The organism is Allotamlana fucoidanivorans (assembly GCF_006265225.1).
In the GTDB taxonomy this organism is placed as follows: Bacteria; Bacteroidota; Bacteroidia; order Flavobacteriales; family Flavobacteriaceae; genus Allotamlana; species Allotamlana fucoidanivorans.
This window is the reverse complement of the sequence record NZ_VDCS01000014.1, coordinates 65885-82577: the sequence shown is the minus strand read 5'-3', so window position 1 is coordinate 82577 and position 16693 is coordinate 65885. Positions and strand designations below refer to the sequence as shown.

At 34.5% G+C, this 16693-nt stretch carries 14 protein-coding genes and 1 pseudogene; 3 read left to right on the top strand and 12 right to left on the bottom strand.

What is annotated here, in order from left to right:
- The first annotated feature begins 19 nt into the window (after positions 1 to 19).
- Complete coding sequence (locus FGF67_RS14350; RefSeq protein WP_139698452.1) at positions 20 to 562, top strand: hypothetical protein; 543 nt, start codon at positions 20 to 22, stop codon at positions 560 to 562.
- Positions 563 to 658: 96 nt separating this feature from the next.
- Here the strand turns inward: FGF67_RS14350 and FGF67_RS14345 are convergent, their stop codons facing one another.
- The 12 genes and pseudogenes from FGF67_RS14345 to FGF67_RS14290 form a co-directional block, all read right to left on the bottom strand.
- A complete protein-coding gene (locus FGF67_RS14345) occupies positions 659 to 1645 on the bottom strand; it encodes a Gfo/Idh/MocA family protein (RefSeq protein ID WP_139698451.1) in 987 nt (328 codons plus the stop codon).
- Complete coding sequence (locus tag FGF67_RS14340) at positions 1614 to 3335, bottom strand: sodium:solute symporter (RefSeq protein WP_139698450.1); 1722 nt, start codon at positions 3333 to 3335, stop codon at positions 1614 to 1616. Before FGF67_RS14340 ends, FGF67_RS14345 begins: the two co-directional genes overlap by 32 nt.
- Positions 3336 to 3454: 119 nt before the next feature.
- Positions 3455 to 5980 (bottom strand): PIG-L family deacetylase, encoded by a 2526-nt coding sequence (locus FGF67_RS14335; RefSeq protein ID WP_139698449.1) that lies wholly within the window; start codon positions 5978 to 5980, stop codon positions 3455 to 3457.
- An 87-nt stretch (positions 5981 to 6067) separates the two neighbouring features.
- Positions 6068 to 6553, bottom strand: a complete 486-nt coding sequence (locus FGF67_RS14330; RefSeq protein WP_139698448.1) for a hypothetical protein — start codon at positions 6551 to 6553, stop codon at positions 6068 to 6070.
- A gap of 264 nt (positions 6554 to 6817) precedes the next feature.
- Positions 6818 to 7261 (bottom strand): annotated as a pseudogene (locus tag FGF67_RS14325) (DUF4269 domain-containing protein); the annotation flags it as partial.
- Between the two features lie 159 nt (positions 7262 to 7420).
- Positions 7421 to 8488, bottom strand: coding sequence for a magnesium/cobalt transporter CorA (gene corA / locus FGF67_RS14320; protein ID WP_139698447.1), 1068 nt, complete (start codon positions 8486 to 8488; stop codon positions 7421 to 7423).
- A 32-nt stretch (positions 8489 to 8520) separates the two neighbouring features.
- Positions 8521 to 9072, bottom strand: coding sequence for a mechanosensitive ion channel family protein (locus FGF67_RS14315; protein ID WP_139698446.1), 552 nt, complete (start codon positions 9070 to 9072; stop codon positions 8521 to 8523).
- A 47-nt stretch (positions 9073 to 9119) separates the two neighbouring features.
- Positions 9120 to 10037, bottom strand: a complete 918-nt coding sequence (locus FGF67_RS14310) for a septum formation inhibitor Maf (protein ID WP_233244094.1) — start codon at positions 10035 to 10037, stop codon at positions 9120 to 9122.
- A gap of 59 nt (positions 10038 to 10096) precedes the next feature.
- On the bottom strand, positions 10097 to 10690 hold the full coding sequence (locus FGF67_RS14305; RefSeq protein ID WP_139698444.1) for a Maf-like protein: 594 nt from the start codon (positions 10688 to 10690) through the stop codon (positions 10097 to 10099).
- Positions 10690 to 11610, bottom strand: a complete 921-nt coding sequence (locus FGF67_RS14300; protein WP_139698443.1) for a geranylgeranylglycerol-phosphate geranylgeranyltransferase — start codon at positions 11608 to 11610, stop codon at positions 10690 to 10692. The genes FGF67_RS14305 and FGF67_RS14300 overlap by 1 nt, the downstream gene beginning before the upstream one ends.
- A 26-nt stretch (positions 11611 to 11636) precedes the next feature.
- Positions 11637 to 12167 (bottom strand): KdsC family phosphatase, encoded by a 531-nt coding sequence (locus FGF67_RS14295; RefSeq protein ID WP_139698442.1) that lies wholly within the window; start codon positions 12165 to 12167, stop codon positions 11637 to 11639.
- Positions 12148 to 12933 (bottom strand): Rossmann-like and DUF2520 domain-containing protein, encoded by a 786-nt coding sequence (locus FGF67_RS14290; RefSeq protein WP_317128561.1) that lies wholly within the window; start codon positions 12931 to 12933, stop codon positions 12148 to 12150. The genes FGF67_RS14295 and FGF67_RS14290 overlap by 20 nt, the downstream gene beginning before the upstream one ends.
- 41 nt (positions 12934 to 12974) lie before the next feature.
- Between FGF67_RS14290 and FGF67_RS14285 the strand changes: the two genes are divergently transcribed.
- Both FGF67_RS14285 and ccsA read left to right on the top strand, forming a co-directional pair.
- Positions 12975 to 13364, top strand: a complete 390-nt coding sequence (locus tag FGF67_RS14285) for a group III truncated hemoglobin (RefSeq protein ID WP_139698441.1) — start codon at positions 12975 to 12977, stop codon at positions 13362 to 13364.
- A 120-nt stretch (positions 13365 to 13484) separates the two neighbouring features.
- The gene (gene ccsA / locus FGF67_RS14280) at positions 13485 to 16691 is read left to right on the top strand and encodes a cytochrome c biogenesis protein (protein WP_139698440.1); all 3207 of its coding nucleotides are present in this window, start codon (positions 13485 to 13487) and stop codon (positions 16689 to 16691) included.
- Positions 16692 to 16693: the final 2 nt, after the last annotated feature.

Below are 16693 nucleotides of genomic sequence, written 5' to 3'. Positions count from 1 at the left end.
AATCAAAACTACTATAATCATGAAAACAATTGTATTAACACTGGTCGCAGTATTTATGATGTTTAGCGGACAGTCTCAAATTGGGCATACACAATATGCTGTGTTAAAAACATCTGATGTGGAGGCATTTAAAACAAAGACTTCTTCACGAGCTTTAAATGCAAATTACTTAGATAAAGTTTTAGATCACTCCATGGCGGTGCATGTAAGTGCGCTTGAAAACCGAGTTGCTTTTTTTGATGTCACTAAATCTAGAGGCTTTAAAAAGAGTAAAGCACATCCTTTTAAGGTAAAATTTAAAACTGAAAAAGGCTACGTGGAAGTATTCTATGATAAAGATGGAACGGTAATAGAGTCTAAAGGGCGATATAAAGAGGTAAAGCTTCCCAGAGCGGTTAGAATTAGTTTATTTAAAACTTACGAAGGATTCATTTTGTTAGATTCAGACTATTTGGTGAATTACAAAAACGGAAGTGTTGAAAAGCTGTATTATGTAAAAATAGGAAAAGGATCGGACATTAAAAAGATTAAAATGCATGCTGATGGAACGTTTATTCAATAGAAAGCGACTTCTACAAAACAACTAGCGCAACCAAAAAGGTTGCGCTGTGTGCATCTAAAAGCTATAAATCGTTATTTATACAAAAAGGATCTTAAACTAGTATTTTAAATTAATTAAGCCTCTAACATCGTCGAGCAAGGCAATAAGTTGCTCACTAAACTGAAAAGTCATCACATCACTTTCTGTTTTACCTTCGCGAAGTAATGTGTTAAAATGAATCACTTCAAAGTTGTAACCAATAGTTTCGTATCCAAAATGGATGGTTTCTTCTTTATCTTCAGAAATAAGTGTGACTGTAGAAGGCTGATGAAACATAGTATTTATTTTAATCGTACCGCGCTCACAATAAAAAATAGCTTGGGTGGGTGTGTCTTCTAAAAGTGTACTTTTTAGGAAGGCTTTTGCTTCCTTTGGGTAAGTAAACATCATGTCACATGAAGCATCAGCACCATTATCAAAATACGTAGCATGAGCGGAGATATTTTCTGGTAGGCCTAAGGTTGATAATGCAACAAAAATAGGGTAGATGCCAATATCTAACAAACTACCTCCACCAAGGGATTTGTTGAACAAACGAGCGTCATTATTGAAAGCTCTGTAAAATCCAAAATCAGCTTCAACTTTTTTTATATCACCAAACATTTTAGTGTTTAAAGCCTTTAAAACATATTGATAATGCGGTAAGAAATACGTCCAAAGTGCTTCCATTAATAAGACATTTTTTTCCTTTGCTACTGCCAGCATTTCAGAGACTTCAGTAGCATTCATAGCAAATGGTTTTTCACATAAAACCGCAATACCATGTTCTAAACATAAAAGTGTATTTTCTTTATGTAGAGCGTGTGGTGTAGCTATGTAAACGGCATCAATCGTTTTGTCTTTAACAAGCGCTTCATAACTACTATAGGCTTTATTAGCCTTAAATTTAGTACTAAAGGCATTAGCTTTTTCGGCAGACCTTGAAGCTACGGCATACAAGTTAGCGCCTTCAACAGTAAGTAAATCAGTAGCAAATTTATGGGCAATACTTCCCAGACCCATAATGCCCCAATTAATGATTTGCTTTTGTGATTGTTTTGTCATTTGGATGTAATATTTGAATCAAACAAGCGGCGGCAATAACAATAATACAGCCTACAAAATTTAACCAAAGAAATGGCAGGTTGATGATACCATATTCATTGAGAAAGAATAGACCTATCACAACAACTTGAGTGATTAAAGCCGCAATAAAAACCGCATTACCTTGTACAAATTTAAAGAAAAAGGCCAGAAGAAAAATACCTAAAACGTTGCCATAAAAAATGGAACCGATAATATTTACCAACTGAATTAAGTTTTCGGCTAAATTGGCAACACAAGCCACACCAATAGCCATGATGCCCCAAGCAAAGGTAAACCATTTTGAAGTGTTTACCATCTGAGCTTCAGATTTTTCACTAACATTTCGCTTGTATAAATCAATGGTTGTTGTTGACCCCAAAGCATTGAGTTCACTAGCCGTACTAGACATGGCAGCACTTAAAATAACAGCTAATAATAAACCAATTAATCCTCTAGGTAAATTGTTTAAGATAAAATGGATGAACACATAGTCTTTATCATTACTTTCTACTTTTATATCTTTTTTTTCTGAAACTTTGTTAATAAGGTCTTGCGCCTTTAATCGCAATGCTTCATAAGTGATAGCGCTTTCAGCTAATTGTATGGAAGCGTCTTGATTTTCAGAATGAATCAAGGCGTTAATAGATTGTTGACGTTCTTTAAATAGGGTTTTTTGTTCTTCTTGAAGGCTTTTATAGTCTTCGGCATACTCTGAATTTAAAACCAGTTCTGTGGCGGTTGGATTAAAGTTTATTGGTGCCTCATTAAACTGATAAAACACAAAAACCATAACGCCTACAAGTAAAATAAAGAATTGCATGGGTACTTTTAAAATACCATTGAAAATTAACCCGAGTTGCATTTCTTTAACAGATTTACCCGATAAATAGCGTTGTACCTGACTTTGATCTGTTCCAAAATAAGACAACATTAAAAAAGTACCACCAATAATGCCACTCCAAAACGTATATCGGTTATTCAGGTCAAATGAAAAATCAAGAACTTCCATTTTGCCACTAGCGCCAGCAATTTGAAGCGCTTTTGAAAAGGTAATATCTTGGGGAAGTTGACTTACAATCAGGAAAAACGCAACAAGCATTCCTATAAAGATGACAACCATTTGATGTTTTTGGGTGACATTCACCGCTCTGGTACCACCCGAAACAGTGTAAATAATTACCAGTAATCCTATCACAATATTAAGCGTTAAAAGATCCCAACCAAGCACCACCGAAAGAATAATTGCGGGAGCAAAAATAGTTATTCCAGCGGCTAAACCACGTTGAATCAAGAACAATACTGCTGCCAGTGTTCTGGTTTTTAAATCAAAACGGTTTTCTAAAAATTCATAAGCTGTATATACTTTCAACCGATAATACAAGGGGATAAACACCATGCAAATCACTACCATAGCAATGGGTAAACCAAAATAAAATTGAACAAACCCCATGCCGTCATGAAACGCTTGCCCAGGTGTAGATAGAAAGGTGATTGCACTAGCTTGGGTAGCCATAACCGATAAACCAATCGTCCACCATTTTGATGTGTTGCCACCCCTTAGATAATCTTTTACATTTTTACTACCTCTGGTTTGAATGGTGCCATACGTTACAATAGTGACTAACGTAACGCCGAGCACTATCCAATCTACCCAATTTAAAATTTGCATGGTTTTAAAATGATTTGGTGATTATGTAAAAGATGATAAAATATATGGCATTCGCTATCAAGACTATGGAATACAACTTAAGCCAGGTTTGTTTAGGTGGTTGCTGCTCAGACATAGGCTTAGTCATTAAATTGTTTGTCTTGAAGCATCTTGTCTTTACCAAGAGAGAGCATATTAGCGAATAAGCGATAAGCGCCTGAAACACCTGCAGGAAACTCTCTAAAAAAACTTAAACCAGTATATATGTAATGGCCTTCTCCATATTTGGCTACCAATAAACTACCTTCTTTAGGCGTTTCGTTTTTATCATTCATGGATAGAATAGGCGTAAATTCTTTAGCCCAGGAATCAGGAAAATACAAACCGCGTTCTTGAGTCCATCCATCAAAATCTTGTTTTGTGATTTTATTGGGGTAATTCAAAACAGGATGGTTTGGGGTTAAAAATCTAACCTCGGCCTTTTCGTCGGTTACCCGATCTCTAGAAAGGTGTAAGTGATACGGGGCTAATGCTTCTGTTTTTAACCTGTAGCTTGTATTGTATTGCACAATCATATTTCCGCCATGTGCCACAAAATTAAATAAGTCATCGTGTTTGTATTCAAGATCCTCAATAACATTATAAGCTCTAACACCAATAACAATAGCATCAAATTTGCTTAGGGTTTCTGGCGAAATGTCTTCAGGAGATATCACCCTAACATGATAACCAATTTGCTCTAAACTTTCAGGGACTACATCGCCTGCACCTTGAATATAGGCAATGTTTTCGCCGCTTTTCTTTATGTTTAAACGCACCACTTTACTTTCGCTTGGTAGCAATACCGTTTGAAAAGGAATATGGTCGTAATCAATTTCAATAAGTTCCTTGGTAAATGTTTTTCCTTCAATACGTACTAACGGACTTATATAACCTTCGCTTTCATCTTTAGGTGGTGTAACATTGAAAGTAAAGGTTTGTTCTTCGCCTTTATGTGTGATATCAACCTTTTGATGTTTTGGAAAAACGTTCCAGTGGTTTGGAAGACATAATTCAACAGTACCTTTCAAATGGTCTTTACCAGCCTTTATTATCATATTTATATCATGGCTTTTGTCTGAATTGAAAATGATAACCTTTTCATTGATTTTGGCCGAAGCCTCTGGAATGATTTCAAAGGGGCGGTATAACTCTCCTTTATCTGGTTTTGAAAAACGGTGAACTATGGCTTTTGAAATAGTAAGCGGCACCTCATTAATGGTTAAATTAAATGCTATGCTGTATGCTCTGGGGGTTTCAGGTTGCCCAATAAGCTCAGGATTATTTACGGTGTACATACCTAAAGATCCTTTTTCATTCAACCAATAGGGAGAGGTTGGCTTTTGATGAGCCTTTACTTTTAAAGACGTTTCAAAGGTGTGTTTGATGTTATTTTTTAGCGCCATGTTTTTAGAAATATTTAAACCATTGGCGCTATTAATACTAACTAAGGTGATTGTAACATTGCTACGGTTTAAGGCTTCTAGTGTTACCTTTACTTGCTCATTTGGTGAAGCCCAATTGTTCTCTGCTGAAGCCTCTAAATACAAGCCTGCACACATGGCTATAATCGTTTTAAGCTCCTTAGATTTCTGAGTTTTCCAGTGTTCATCATCAATATTTTGGAGTAATTGGTAGGCATTGAGTAATTCTGGAATATGGGTAGATGGATCTGTGAAATTGAAATTCTTTTCAACTTGTTCTAAAATAGTGCCTATGTTTTGTCCGCCTTTTATACGATTCCATGAGGTATCAATGCCATCAAAAATATCCGCTTTATTTTGAATAGGTTTACCCTTTAAAAACTCAATGTATTCTCTTTCCGAACCACGTTGGGACAAGCGGCCAAAGCCTTGACATAAATGTTGACTACTAGCCAAAGCCGCCAACTCATTGTTTGATAACCCCTTTAAAGGGTAGTAGGTTCCAATATTAAAATGTAGCATTTGACTTTTATCAATTTTTTCAAAGGCTTCTACACTTCCATAGCGCCACCAACTGGTGTTGTAAAATATACGCTTGGGTTGCCATAAGCTAGTTTGGTTTAACTGGTCAGTATAAGCCGAATTATCGTTTGCTAAATCAAAAGCCTCCATGCTTAACATAGCCGAAGTAGTATGATGTCCATGAGTAGTTCCAGGTGTTCTATGATCAAACCTGTTAATAATCACGTCAGGTTTAAATTTCCTGATGGCCAAAACAACATCACCCAATACCTCATTTTTATTCCAAATATTTAAGGTTTCCTCAGGGTGTTTTGAATATCCAAAATCATTAGCTCTTGTGAATAGTTGCTCGCCACCATCAACTCTTCGGGCAGCCAAAAGTTCTTGAGTTCTTATAACACCAAGTAATTCTCTGATTTCAGGACCAATTAAATTTTGGCCACCATCACCACGAGTTAATGATAAATAGGCTGTTCTTGCCTTTACATGATTAGACATATAAGAAATTAAGCGCGTGTTTTCATCGTCGGGGTGCGCGGCTACGTAAAGAACAGAACCCAAAAAATTTAATTTTTGAATGGATTCATAAATTTGAACTGATGATGGGGTAGTGGGTTTTTGAGCTATACCATAACATAAGCTAAATATAGCTATGGTTAAGGAAAGTAGTGTTTTGTTCATAATGTTTTGTTAGCTAAAATCAAATATAAAAAAGAAACCAGCAGAACAGCTGGTTTTAATTTTTATTTAACGGTTACAAGGGGCGGTTTATATTTGTTTGAGTGCCATGTTTTTAGTGTTTGAACGACTTTTTTCTGGCTCGGCAGGAATGATTGGTTTTTGTTGTTGGTTGAAGAAGAGTTGCTGAATAGAGTCCATGCGACGCATCATGTTTTTTATGTGTTCATCTTGATTCATAAAACCATCATAAAAGAAATTTTCATAATCAAAATGGTTTGAAATGGAATCTTTTTGAAAGAAATCATCAAAGAAGGCATCATTAAAAAAAGAGTGGCTGTTGAAATGCTTCTGGAATTTTAGTTTTAAACTATCAGGTGTTTTTCCATTTGAAGAATAGCTGTATGAATAAATGGAATCATACTTGATGAGGTTTCCGTGTTCATCATATTCTTTGTTTACAGAAATATTTTCATCTGGAGAATTACCATTTTTGGCTTTAGAGTCTTTGTTTTGTCCAGAACAGTTAAAAAATAACAACAAACAAAACAAAGGCATATATTTCAATGTTTTCATCGGTTATATATTTTAAAAGTTATACGATAGTATTAATTTTTCAAAAAATATACCATTGGAAAAAAATGCCAAATTGACAGCACGTATTTTGAAGGTTGGTTGGAAGGTCAATAATTTATGTAATAACTAAAAACTTTTTTTTAACTATTATCAAGAGCCTAATGCGTCGGCTTATTTGCAAGTTTTTCTTGATGATATTCTTTTTACTCTCAAGATTAGATCTGTCATTCAGGAAAACATATTGCCAATACATTTTCTGTTTTTTTAAATGTCAATGTGTAATAATGCTTCATAAGGATTTCCTTTTAAGCCAAGTAATGTTGCAAATGCGGGTTCCGTTTTTATCCCTTCCCGCTTAAGTCGGATAACTTCTTCTTTAAATTTTTTACCATACGCTTTTAAAATTTTATGCTCAACAATCATATGCTTGTAAGCATTTTGATGTGTAGTTGAGCAATTTTGTCCGAACACCTCAATTTTAAAATCGCTACTGTAAAATGTTGCAATAGTTGATAGCACATTATTCTGGGGTTTAGTTTTAATGTTAAAATCAATCTTATCTGAATATAAGGTAGTTAGTGTTTTAGCAAATTTGAAATGGTTAGAACATTCACAAATAATATCTAAATCACTTTCGGATAAGTCAATACCAATAGGGATGGTGCCTGTTAAAATAGGATGGTATTCTGCTAGAGTTTCAAAAATGCCGAGTTCTCTTAGGCAAGAATAGGCTTATTGTTGGCGCTTATTTCCATTTTTTAGATATGTAATATTTGTAAAATCAATATTCAATGATGCACTCATGGTATAAAGCGCTAAAATTTATTTAACGAGATTAATACGTTACCCTTTTAAGCTCATTAAAAATTACAACCACTTTTTCTTTTTAAAGTAATAAAGCATCCCTAATACAATAAGAATCATGATACCCCAAACAATAAAATAAGCGTTTTTATAATGTAGTTCAGGGATGTTTTCAAAATTCATACCGTAAATACCTGCAATAAAGGTAAGAGGTATAAATATAGAAGCCATAATGGTAAGTACTTTCATGACCTCATTCATTTTATTACTAATGGTAGTCATGTACATATCCATTAAACTCCAGGTCATTTCACGGTAAATTTCTATGTTTTCAGTTACTTGGGTAAGATGATCTGCAATATCACTAAAATACGTAATTGTTTTCTTCTGTATGAGGTTGTTTTCGTTTCTATCAATGCGATTCAAAACTTCTTTCAGTGGAAAAATAGCCCGACGTAGTCGCAATACTTCGCGTTTTAAGTCTTGAATGTTTTTACTCGCGTCATCTTTTGTTTGACCTTCAAATACGGCGGTTTCAAAATCTTCAATCTTGTCTCCTAAAACTTCTACTATACTAAAGTAATGATCTACAATCGCATCCATAAGGGCATACAATAAATAATCGGCCTGCATGGTTCTAATTCTGCCTTTGGCTAAACGAATGCGTTCTCTTATGGTATCAAAAACATCTCCTTCAGATTCCTGAAATGAAAATACATAGTTACTGCCTAAAATAAAACTTACTTGCTCTGAAACAATGTTTTGCTTGGTGTCATAATACAACATTTTTAAAACCACAAAAATGTAGCCTTCATATTCATCAATTTTAGGACGCTGTGCTATATTTACAATATCTTCAAGTACTAAAGGGTGTAGACCAAAATGTGTCCCTAGTTTTTCAATTGAGGCCACATGATTGAGTCCGTTCAAATTTATCCAGGTAACGCTGTCGGTAAATTTAAATTTAAAGGTGTCTTCAACGGTTGGGAGTTCTTTTTCAAAAACATAATCTTTATTATAATCGAACGTTTCAATAAAGAGTTTGTCTTTTGATCGTTCCCCTGTGTAGATGACACTGCCTGGAACTTGTCCTAGTTTTTTCTTTGAACGGTAAAGTCTTTTTCTTGGCATTAAGAATAATTATATCCTAAAGATATGGAAATTTATACAGCTTCACCATCATCTTCATGAATCTCGTCTATGGCATCTTTTTCAACCAGTTTTACCGCTTTTTGAAGCATTAAATTATTGGGGTAGGTAATTAAATCGCCATTATCTAATCTTAAATGCAACTGAAAGGCTCTAATATCTTCAATAATCGCTTCAATAGGAAACTCTTTGTCCATAATGTTTATTTTATCTCCCACTTTATAAGGAAAAGAGAAAAACATTATGATGCCTGATGTTACATTACTTAAAATAGACCAGATGGCGAACAATGCAATGCCAAGTACCGCAAAAACTGAGGAAAAAACCACGGCCAATTCTTTGGCATCAGTACCAAAAATAAATGCCTCAATGAGCATAGCCAATAGGAATAAAGTAACGGTAACATATCTACATATCAATCGGATTCTAGCTTCATTAATTCCATTTTTCTTTGCCACTTTTGTAATGGTAAAGTTGACGATGTATCGAATAATAAGTAACGATAGTAGAACAATTCCTGATATTATAAGTTGGTCTTTATAAGAGGTAAAAAAATCTGATGTCATATATTGTGAATTAAATCAGGTACAAAGATACATTCAAAACTAATAGTTTATTCGTTTAGCATTAAGGTTTCTCTTAAAATTTTATCTTGATTTCTGTTCTTTTTCCAATATGGTGATTTTATAGATTTTAGCTTAGTGGCTTTTGTGGTTAAAACCTTGGACGTAGTTCCAAAACCACTGTTAAACGTTTCTTTCCAACCTAAAATATCATAAGGGAATTCAGGATTGAAATTAATGCTTAATGTTCTTTGTAGTTCGGGGTAAGTGATGGTATAAGTTCCAGTTTTTAGTGAGGCGTTTGCTTTAAATGCTTTTATAGGGATGTGTTTGAGTCTTGTATAAGCAAAGGCAGGAATAATGTTTATATTACCAACAGGTAAAGTACTTGGATTTACTCTTAATTGCACCCATAATTCGTTTTCTAAAACCGCTTTTTTAAGGGTAAACGTTTTATCGGCTTCACCTTGAAAATAAGAATGCGACATGATTTCAAAGGCATCATGGTTATTTAATTGAGTGTAGGCATGCCCGCACCACTCTTGAACCGAACTAGATACTTTTAAGGCGTGACCATTATTAGCCACAGGATAAAACGTACTTTGCATGATGCTATACGGATAAATACCAGTATTAAATGTTTTAGTTGCATTTAATTTTAAAACGGGAATGTTGTTTGGATTTGGGTGCTCAGCTTTAACCAGAGCATCTGGTAAAAAATCTTCGGTTACATAAATTAATACGGCTTTTCCTGTTCTTAGTTCGCCATAGCGTGCTTGTTCTAATTGATAGGACGAAATTTCGGCTTCACCAGTATACCAATAGGCCTTGAATGATTTAGATAAGGTTGGGGTAATGGTTTTTTTCTGAGCATGCGCCGCTGTATTTTTGACTAAGCTTGATGTCTCTGTATTATTTTTACATGAAACTATAAAGCATATACAACTTAAAATAATTTTTGATAGCATGCTCGTTTTTGCATGTTTTGTAAGTTTATTTGGTAAATACATACCTTAAAATTACAAAGCTAAATGGTTTCTGCAATAGCATTTAACGTTTTATAAACAAGGTGTGTAGGTAGCCCCATAACGTTGAAATAAGAGCCTTCAATTTTTGTAACCGCTATTTGTCCAATCCAATCTTGAATGCCGTAAGCACCAGCTTTATCAAAAGGTTTGTCTTTTTGAATGTAGTAGGCTATTTCTTCATCGGTAAGCGGTTTAAAGGTTACTTTGGTAATACTGTGTAACGTTTTTTCAAAGTTGTTGGTTGTAAAACAAACTGAAGAAATGACTTCATGAGTAGCATTACTTAATGATTTTAGCATGTGAAAAGCTTCAGCTTCGTTGGCTGGTTTTCCTAAGGCCTTATCTTGATGCCAAACAATAGTGTCACTCGTAATAAGAATGTCATTGGGTTTGAGTTCATTTTTAAAAGGTAAGGCTTTTAACTGAGCTAGGTAATTGCTGATTTCAAAATGTGTTAATCGCGTTGGGTATTCCTCCTTAACAGGCTTTAACCTTATTTCAAAATCTAAACCTAAATGCCTGAAAAATGCTTGCCTTCTTGGCGAACCTGAAGCCAAAATAATATGGTGGTGTTTTAGCGTGTCTTTTAGCATTATGAAAGTATTACATACTTGTATAAAAGTAAAGAAAGCATACCAAAAAGCATCACCAATTTATACATATTGCTAATATGCTTAAAGTCTTTTTTTGTTTTGGCACTAAAGGTTTTTATGGATGTGTAAATGAGAGGGCCAATAATACACACCAAAAAATAAGTAACTACCCAATACTGGTTATATAAATTAATAATCACATAACGGGTAATAAGAGCCAGAGGAATAATGTTCAATACGCATAACATATGCTTGGTACGATCTCTCCCTAAAATAATAGGAAGTGTATGCATTCCTGTTTTGTAATCACCATCAATATCTTCAATATCTTTTGATATTTCGCGTAATACATTAATTAGGAAAGCAAAAAGAGCATAATCAAAAATAGTCTTGAAAAACACCATTTGAGTTGTATGGTTTATATGGGTCATTGAGGGTACTAATTCAAAAACGCCCACAATAAGAAGACTTAACCCAACTAGAATAGAAATGATAAGATTACCTATAAAAAAAGTTCGTTTTAAATAGCTAGCATAGAGGAATAGTAGCGCAGAGATTAAAACAAATATGGTAAAAAACGCTGGCTTTTCTACCAAATGAGAAAGGTAAAAGCCTAAGCCAACGCCAATAATATTTAAGCTGAAAAACAAATTAAAAGCACATTTCTCTGAAATAGATTTACCAATAATTACACGATGCGGTTTATTGACCAAATCAGTCTCTATGTCATAGATGTCATTGATAATATTCCCCGCTGCGGCAATGCATATTGTGGCTAAAATCAAGATACTAATACCTAAACAATTTAAAGCGGTAGCAACACCAAAAGGTTCTAAAAACGCATACTTAATTAATAATTGCACAAAAGCAATCATTAAAAGGTTTTTCCAACGGATAAGGTTGAGCACGTTTAAAACCATAATATTTAATCCTCTAAGGGGTATGATTAATCGTATTTAGCCCCAAAATTACCGCTCCATTTATTTTGAACTTTTAGTACTTGTTCTATAACATCGCGCACGGCACCTTTACCGCCTTTTTTATGTGAAATATATTTTGATATAGTTTTTATCTCAGGTACAGCATCCTGTGGGCAACAAGGTAAACCAATGCCTTTCATAACAGGGTAATCAGGGATGTCATCACCCATATAAAGTACATTTTCCGATTTAATGTCTTTTTTAGTAAAATAATCATCCAATTGCTCTATTTTATTATGAGCCCCTAGGTAAATATCAGAAATTCCAAGACCTTGCAAACGTTTTCTCACGCCTTCATTAGAACCTCCTGAAATAATACAAACATTAAATCCTTTGTCAACCGCTGTTTTTAAAGCATACCCATCCTTTATATTCATGGTTCGTAGCATCTCACCCGAAGTTGTTACGGTTACAGAGCCGTCGGTTAACACCCCATCTACATCAAAAATAAAGGTGGTAATGTGTTCTAAATATTCTTTATAACTTTTTTCTTCCATGGGTTTGTTGAATTGCATCTGTTAGCAAATTATAAATGTCTTTATGCTGTGGGTTGTTCAATAATTTTAAATGTACATTAATTGTTTTTTTGTCATTGCGCAGGGCAGGACCTGTTTGCGCCATGTATGGCGACATGGTCTGAATTTTGTTTGCTGTTTCTAAGATAAGCGGTTTTAGCAAGTCAAATTCTGCGCCTTCACTTTCTGTAATTTCATGACCAATACGGTATAATTGGTTGGTAAAATTATTTACAAAAACGGCAGCCAAATGTAAAACGCGGCGTTGCGGACTGTTTACACGTTTAGTAGGGCTTCCCATACTTGCCGCTAATTTTTTTAGTAACGGATAACTTTTTTTATCAAGGGTTTCAATACAAATAGGGACGTTAGAAAAATCTATTGCTGCGTCTTTACTTAAACTTTGTAATGGGTATAAAACGCCACGTTTGTGTTTTTTATCTAAATCTGAAACATTAACACAGCCCGAGGTATGTACCACCAACCTATCATTAAAAGGTAATTGTGAGGAGAGTTTTGCCACAACATCATCACTTACGGCTAATATGTAAACATCGGCCTGTTTAAGTTGTGCTAGGTCATTAGTAATAGCAACCGTGTTTTCAAAATGTTTAATAGTGTCTAAACTTCTGTTATACCATTGAATGACAGAGGCTTCTTCGCTTTTGCGTAAAGCTTTAAAAAAATGCGTGGCTACATTGCCTGCGCCCAATATTACTACTGAAATCATAACCGCTAAAATAGTCATAAATAGCCTATTTAAAAACCTATTATTTTATCTTTGTTGGTATGGAGAAAAAAGATTTAAAAACCAGAGCTGATGTTTATTTGTTAGTGTCTTCATTTTATGATAAGATAAGAGAAGATAAAGAATTAGGCCCTTTTTTTAATAATCTCATTCAGGATTGGCCTGCTCATATTGAAAACCTTACCGACTTTTGGGAATCGAGTTTGTTTTTAAAAACACGCTATTTAGGAAATCCTCTTGAAGCTCATGTTAAGGTAGATCGAGAGAACAATCATTGTATTACAGAAAGGCATTTTGGTTTATGGTTAAACTTGTGGTTTGAAACCATTAATGAACTTTTTGAAGGTGATTATGCTGAAAACGCAAAGCATCGTGCGCGTAAAATGGGTACCTTCTTATATATGAAGATTTTTGAAGCAAGACAGCAATGATGCTTAGTATTCTAGCCGTAATAGCATAGCTTTTCAATGCTGGCTTTTTTCACTACTTTAACATTTGCCAATAAACTTAAATCCTTAAATTTGCACGACCTCAAACAATGGGTTGTAATTATGCAAAAAAAAATCGCTAACATTCTTTTTTCTACGCGTCTAACTGCCGTCTTATTTATTGCTTTTGCTGCCGCTATGGCTATAGGTACTTTTTTAGATGCAGGACAGGACACCTCACCAACACCTTACACTAGAAATCTTATTTATAATGCCTGGTGGTTTGAAGCCATTATGGCATTTTTTTTAATAAATTTCTTAGGCAATATTTACCGTTACAGATTATTTAGTAAAGAAAAATGGGCTACCCTTGTTTTACATGTGGCTTTCATTTTTATTTTATTAGGTGCTTTTATTACCAGATATGCAAGTTTTGAGGGGATGATGGCCATTCGTGAAGGTGCTACAGAAAATACCTTTTTATCACAAAAAACATATATCACCGCACTTATTGATGGCGATTATAAAATAAATGGTGTGCCACAACGCTTGCCTATTGAGCGAGAGGTGGACTTTTCTGGGCGCTTGGAGAATGAATTTAAAGTTGAAACAAAATACGATCAGCAAGCTGTAACGATTGAATTAGAAAAATTTATTGTAGGAGCAGAAGAAGACATTGTTCCAGATGAAAATGGAGAGGAATACCTAAAAATTGTGGAAGCAGGTGGCAGTGGTCCGCATTCACATTTTTTAAAAGTGGGGCAAATACAGAATATTCATAATATTTTATTCACCCTAAACAAGCCTACAGACGGAGCTATTAATATTACTTATGATAAGGGAGAATTAAAGATAAATTCACCTTTTGAGGGAGAGTATATGACTATGGCAACCAGAGCACAAGGAAAACTCTATAAGGATAGCTTACAGCCGTTGCATTTAAGGTCACGGTATGTAATTGGTAATATGCAATTAGTGATGCCAAACCCAGTAGTAAAAGGGGTTTTTGATATCGTTAAGCCTTCGGGTATGCTTAAAAGCAGTAATCAAGATGGTGTGAAATTAAACATTACTACGGGAGGAGAAACTAAAAGTGTGAGTCTACTGGGAAATCAGGGAAGTAGCGGTATGTTTAAGCAAATCCATGTTGGGGGTTTAGATTTTGCCTTTAAGTATGGTTCAAAAGTATTAGAACTTCCTTTTTCTATCAAACTGAATGATTTTGAAGCTGAGCGCTACCCAGGTACAGAACGTGGATTTTCGGCCTATTCTAGTGAGGTTACCGTGATTGATGATAGAACTGGAGATTTCGATTATAAAATTTACATGAATAATATTCTAGATCATGATGGCTATCGCTTTTTTCAGTCGAGTTTTGATCCGGATGAAAAAGGTACCGTCTTGTCAGTAAATCATGATTATTGGGGCACTTTAATTACTTATATAGGTTATCTTTTGCTGTATTTTGGTTTAATGGCTATACTATTTGTTAAAGGATCTAGATTTGGTGATTTAAAGAGGCATTTAGAAAATGTAAAAGCTAAAAAAGCTAAGTTAATTTCTGTAATAGTATTGTGTTTTGGTTTGTCTGCTATAGCACAAGAGCATAACCATGCAGACCACGGTGAAAATGATGGACACAATCATTTTGAAAGACCTTCGGTAGAACAGCTTGATTCTGTTTTAAAGGCCAATATTACACCTAAGGAACATGCCGATAAGTTTGGTCATTTAGTCATTCAGGATTTAAGCGGTAGAATGATGCCTGTAAATACCTATGCTTCTGAAATGCTTCGGAAGCTAAGTAAAAAAGATACGTATTTGGAGTTTGATGCGAATCAGGTTTTTCTATCCATTCATGAAAACCCTATGCTATGGCAAAGCCTTCCTGTTATCTACTTAAAACCTAAAAAAGGCGATTCTATAAGAAGTTTAATCGGGGTGCCTAAAACACAAAAATATGTAGCATTTACAGACTTTTTTAATGAAAAAGGTCAGTATAAATTAGGTCCTTTTTTAGATGAAGCTTATAAGGCTCAAGTGCCCAATGGTTTTCAAAAGGAGTATAAAGAAACAGATCAACGTGTGAGCTTGTTGTTTAATGCTATTGAGGGCTCTTCATTGCGAATATTTCCAATTCCTGAAGATTCCAATAATAAGTGGATTTCTATTCAAGATTACAGACAAAATATAGCCATAATAAAAGATTCTTTGTATGCTAATTTTGTTAAAAATGGGTTTAATGCCTATTTATACACCTTAAATCAAGCGAAAAAAACAGGTGATTTTAGTGAAGCTGAAAAACTTTTAGAAGCCTTTAAAAAGACTCAACAACGCTATGGTAGTGAGGTGATGATTAGTGACGATAAGGTGAAAACTGAGATTTTGTATAACAAATATGATATTTTTAAAAAATTATTCAGTTGGTATTTGTATGCGGGTAGCATTATGTTTGTTTTACTTGTTGTTCAAATATTTAGGGATAAAAATAAAACCCTTGATATATCTGTAAATGTGTTTAAGTGGATAATAGCTGGGTTATTTTTGTTGCACACTGCAGGCTTAATTGTACGCTGGTATATCTCAGGGCATGCCCCATGGAGTGATGCTTATGAGTCCATGATTTATGTGGCTTGGGCTACTATGTTTTTTGGTTTGGCCTTTGGAAGAAAAAGTAACTTAACTTTAGCCTCAACGGCTTTTGTTACGGCTATGATTTTAATGGTTGCCCATTGGAATTGGATGGACCCTGCTATTGCCAATTTACAACCTGTTTTAAATAGTTATTGGCTGATGATTCATGTGGCGGTTATTGTAGCCAGTTATGGGCCGTTTACCCTCGGTATGATTTTGGGTATTGTATCGTTATTTTTGATGATTTTTACTAACAAATCCAATAAAATTAAAATGGATTTGAATATTAAAGAGTTAACCATAATCAATGAAATGTCTTTAACCGTTGGTTTAGTCATGCTAACCATTGGAAACTTTTTAGGCGGTATGTGGGCCAATGAAAGTTGGGGACGTTATTGGGGTTGGGATCCTAAAGAAACATGGGCACTTATTAGTATTATGGTTTATGCTTTTGTTATCCATATGCGATTAGTACCAGGTTTAAGAAGCCGATGGTTCTTCAATTTAATGTCTATTGTGGCTTATGGTAGTATTTTAATGACCTATTTTGGGGTGAATTTTTACTTGGCAGGATTACACAGTTATGCTAGTGGCGATCAAATAGTAAGTGTTAAGTTTATTGGTATAGCCTGTGCTATTTTAGCGGTTGTAGGGTTTTTTGCCTACCGTGGATATGCTAAGTTTTATAAAAAATAAGA